At 70.0% G+C, this 3994-nt stretch carries 4 protein-coding genes and 1 pseudogene; 3 read left to right on the top strand and 2 right to left on the bottom strand.

Going from position 1 to position 3994, the window contains the following annotated elements:
• A partial coding sequence (locus ACFVJS_RS26770; protein ID WP_378886596.1) for a dihydroxy-acid dehydratase occupies positions 1 to 711 on the bottom strand: 711 nt, incomplete at its 3' end.
• Between the two features lie 162 nt (positions 712 to 873).
• Between ACFVJS_RS26770 and ACFVJS_RS26765 the strand changes: the two genes are divergently transcribed.
• From ACFVJS_RS26765 to ACFVJS_RS26755, 3 genes are read left to right on the top strand one after another with little or no spacing between them, the layout of a single operon-like run.
• Positions 874 to 2550, top strand: coding sequence for a hypothetical protein (locus ACFVJS_RS26765; RefSeq protein ID WP_378886595.1), 1677 nt, complete (start codon positions 874 to 876; stop codon positions 2548 to 2550).
• 35 nt (positions 2551 to 2585) lie between these two features.
• Positions 2586 to 2870: a hypothetical protein gene (locus tag ACFVJS_RS26760; protein ID WP_378886594.1), complete on the top strand. Its 285-nt coding sequence runs from the start codon at positions 2586 to 2588 to the stop codon at positions 2868 to 2870.
• Positions 2867 to 3355, top strand: a complete 489-nt coding sequence (locus tag ACFVJS_RS26755) for a hypothetical protein (RefSeq protein WP_378886593.1) — start codon at positions 2867 to 2869, stop codon at positions 3353 to 3355. Before ACFVJS_RS26760 ends, ACFVJS_RS26755 begins: the two co-directional genes overlap by 4 nt.
• 21 nt (positions 3356 to 3376) lie before the next feature.
• Here ACFVJS_RS26755 and ACFVJS_RS26750 read toward each other — a convergent pair.
• Positions 3377 to 3994 (bottom strand): annotated as a pseudogene (locus ACFVJS_RS26750) (beta-galactosidase); the annotation flags it as partial.

The raw sequence follows: 3994 nt of genomic DNA, 5'->3' as shown, positions 1-3994 counted from the left end.
GGCGGGAGGCGCGGCCGAGCCGGGCAGCGACATGCCCATCGCTTCGGCGACAGCAGCCATCGTGTTGGCGGTGTACATGCCTCCACAGGCGCCCTCGCCAGGACAGATCGCCTTCTCGATGCGGGTGACCTCGTCGCGGCTCATCTTCCCCGCGATGCAGGCTCCGACCGCTTCGAAGGCGTCGATGATCGTGACGTCGCGGCCATCGACCTGCCCGGGCATGATCGAGCCGGCGTAGAGGAAGACCGAGGCGAGATCGAGCCTCGCGGCCGCCATCAGCATGCCGGGCAACGACTTGTCGCAGCCCGCGAGGAGCACGGATCCGTCGAGCCGCTCGGCGTTCATCACGGTCTCGACCGAGTCGGCGATGATCTCGCGCGACACCAGCGAGAAGTGCATGCCCTCGTGGCCCATCGAGATCCCGTCGGAGACGGAGATGGTGCCGAACTCCAGCGGATAGCCGCCCGCCGCGTGAACGCCGTTCTTCACCGCCTTTGCGAGCCGGTCGAGGGACAGGTTGCAGGGGGTGATCTCGTTCCACGACGACGCGACGCCGATCTGCGGCTTGGCGAAGTCGTCGTCTCCAAGGCCGACGGCCCGCAGCATGCCTCGGGCAGCGGTGGCCTCCAGGCCGTCGGTGACGGCGCGCGACCTGGGTTTGATGTCAGGTGTGTCGGGGCTGGGTGGGTTCACATGTACGAGGCTAACCATGTGGTGACCTCGGCGAGGTGGACATCGCCGGCCCGGCGCTGCGCGGATCAACGGAATGCGGAGCCATTGCCGACCCCCTGCGTACCTGATTCTGGGTGATACCGGAGCCGACCGAGGCCGGCCAGAACGTCGTCTGGTGCGCTGATGTCGGGGAGGATCGGGATGAGCTCGAACGTGGCGGGACGCGTCGTCTGCTACTCGGTCATGTCCCCGCCACGGCGCAGCCGCCGTGAGCAGATCATCTCCCAGCTGCTGACCAGCGTCGGCTCCTTGCGGGAGCACAACCGGACGGTACGCGTGGTCGTGTTCTGGTCGGGGCCGCGCCATGGGGAGACCGAGAACCGCCTGCGCTCGCTGGAGGCGGAGGTGGTTCACCTCGGCAGCTACGAGGACCTGCTTCACCCGTATCCGGGTGGCGACGTGCTCGCCCACTACCCGGTGCTGCACAAGTACTTCGTCCTCGACGTCGTCCTGGAGGACCTGGGGACATCGCAGCTGCTGCTCATCGACTGCGACACGGTTTTCCTCGACGACGTCGACAAGCTCTTCCAGCGCCATGCGGATGTCGACCTCGCGGCCTGCGCCGAGGTCGGAACCGTACGCCGCGAGAGAAGCTACGACCCGGCGTATCTGGACGAGGAGCACCTCGCCCGGCTCGCGGAGTCGCTGGGAGGCCGGTTCGTCGGGCCGATCAACTCGGGCGTCCTGCTGCTCAGCCGCAAGGGCGTCGAGGAGATGGCGAAGCTTCGACCGCTCCTGCTGGAGATCACCCTGCGGCTGATGGCCGGGCTGGCGACGAGCGCGCAGGCGTCGAGCGCGCAGGCGTCGGACTTCGCCCCCGTGATCCACCTGCGCGACCGACTGGCGTCGGGCGCGCCGGAGGTGAAGGGAGTCGTCCCGCTTGGGTTCCCCTCGTCGAACCCGTGGATCGTCGAGGAGGTCGCCCTGTGGCTGGCCCTCGGCCTGACCGAGTCGTTGACCATGCGGGACCTCCCGTCCTCCGACGCGGCCCTGGGTGGAGAGGTCTACGAGCGGCCCCGCTCGGCGAGCACCTGGATCATCGGCCACTACTTCAGCGTCGACACCGAGCTGGCGATGAGGTGGTGCCGGACCGAGCAGCCACCGCACGCGCTGCCGCAACGCCGCCCGCGGGCCGCCGAGGAGCTCCCGATCGACCCTGCGCTCGCGACCTCTCCGCTGCTCGTCGATCACGGGGGTTTCGCGCTCTACGAGGGGCTGTTCGATCCCGACGTCCTGGCCGAGATGACGCGCGAGGCTCGCGAGGCGTACTGGGGCGGGCAGGAGCAGGCGCTGACGGTGCGGTCCGGCGGGATCGGGAGGGACAGCCATCCTCCTCGCCGGCTGGTGAGCGCGGGTGGGGGCGACGCCCAGGACGCGGCGTACTGCTCGCCGGAACTCAAGGCCTTCCTCGAAGGTCTGTGTGGGCTGGAGGTCGAGGCCACCGGCCGCCGGGGGTCGGTCAACTACTACACCCGGACGGGTGACTTCATGGGCCTCCACCTCGACGTGGTCCAGTGCGAGCTCGTCGTCCTGACGGTGCTCCAGGACTTCTCCCCGGCCGACGACCCGAGCGGTGCCTGGGAGCTGTTCCCCGGGCAGGTCGGCCGACCGTTGCCGTCGGTGAGCACCGGCCGGCGTGAGCGGCGCTCGATCAAGGCCACGCCCGGTCAGAGCCTGGTGATGTTCGGCGGGCTCGTGCCGCACCGGGTGCGTCCGGTCGCGGCCGGACAGCGGCGCATCGTATCGGCGCTCTGCTTCCGGGCCGGGCAGACCGCCATCGAATCCCCAAGGCCCGCAGGGCCCGACCCCAACAACTGAGTAGGCACCGCGAACACACACATAGGAGAGATCTCATGACCCACCAAGCCGACAGCGAAGCCGCCCCGAGGCCGAGGCCGCCCCTCGACCCGACTCCCGTCGTCTTCCCGACCGCCCACGTCGAGCCGGAGTTCCTCAAGGCCTACACGGTGATGTGGGACGGGAGGTTGCCTCTGACCGGCGAAGGTCGCGTACGCCTCGAACGCGCCCTTCGCCGCGCCGTCCTCGCCGAGCTGGCGGAGTCGGACTTCGAGGGCGACGTCACGATCACCACCATCGACGATCCGGAGTCGCGCGGCATCCGCATCGAGCGGGCATGAGCGCCTACGGGAAGCGCCCCGAACGTGTGGCCACGGGCGGGCAGCGGCGAGTCCTGCAGCCGTCGGAGTTCGAGGAACGGCTCCGGCGCGACGACCTGCGGCCACCGCCCGCCGTGACCGGCATCGCGAAGCCGTCGGACCAGGCCGAGACCTTCGACTTCTCCTTCGGTGACTGCGCCGAGTGGGTCGAGCTACCCCTCGCCCTGATCCAGGGCGCCGAGTACGTCGGCGAGCAACCCTGCGGTGAACACGGCGGCCATCCCGTGGTCCAGCTCTCGCTACGGGACAGGACGCCGGACGACACCCCGGAGTTCCGTCTGCTGACCGGAGCCCTGGCCGCCGACTTCACGTTCTCGGACGAGACGACGCTGGAGGCGACGACGGATCCCAACCAGAACCCATGTCGTGACTGTGTGCGGCGCTGCTTCGAGGTCGCTCACGATCCCGTCGCGTTCAGGGAGTGCGTCATGGCGTGCCCCTGCTGACGTGTTGCTAGGCCGTCGCCGTCACAGTGCGTCGACGCCGGTCGGCAGCGACTCGACGTACTCCTCGCTCGGTCCGAAGTCGGGGTCCGGGTGGACCTCGATGTACGTCGCGGGGGTGGTGAGGTCGAGGATGCGCACCTCGTTGGCGCCGGGGCGCCACAGGGGAGCGGGGGCGTAGAGGCGGCGTTGGGGCCCGCGGGCGCACAGGCGACCGAGCAGGGTGCCGTTGAGCCAGACGAAGCGGTCGCCGTCGCCGGGGACGGCGAGCCAGCCGTCGGCGGGGGCGTCGGCGTAGAAGGTGGCGCGGGGGAGACCGTCGAGGGTGTCCCAGCGGTCGAGGGGAGCAGGATGGTGGTCCCAGCCGCGGACGAGGCGGCGGTCGACCTGGACGCCGCCGAGGATGCCCTTGTGCTCGCCGAGGAGGGGGCCGTAGTTGATCCGGCCGAGCGCCTCGACGACCAGGGTCAGCTCGGCGACCCGGCCGAGGCCGGGAAGCGTGAGCACCGCGGGCTCGCTGTCGTCGCGCTCGAGGGTGCCGAGCGGGTGCCCGTCGAGGAAGACGTACGCGACATCGTGCAGCCCGCGCACGGTGAGATGGACGTCGTGGCTGGGGAGCGTGACCGAGGACCGGTACGTCAC

The sequence above is a fragment of the Nocardioides sp. NPDC057772 genome (assembly GCF_042798075.1).
Classification (GTDB): domain Bacteria; phylum Actinomycetota; class Actinomycetes; order Propionibacteriales; family Nocardioidaceae; genus Nocardioides.
Note: the sequence above shows the minus strand (reverse complement) of the source record. Positions and strands in the feature narration are given on the sequence as shown.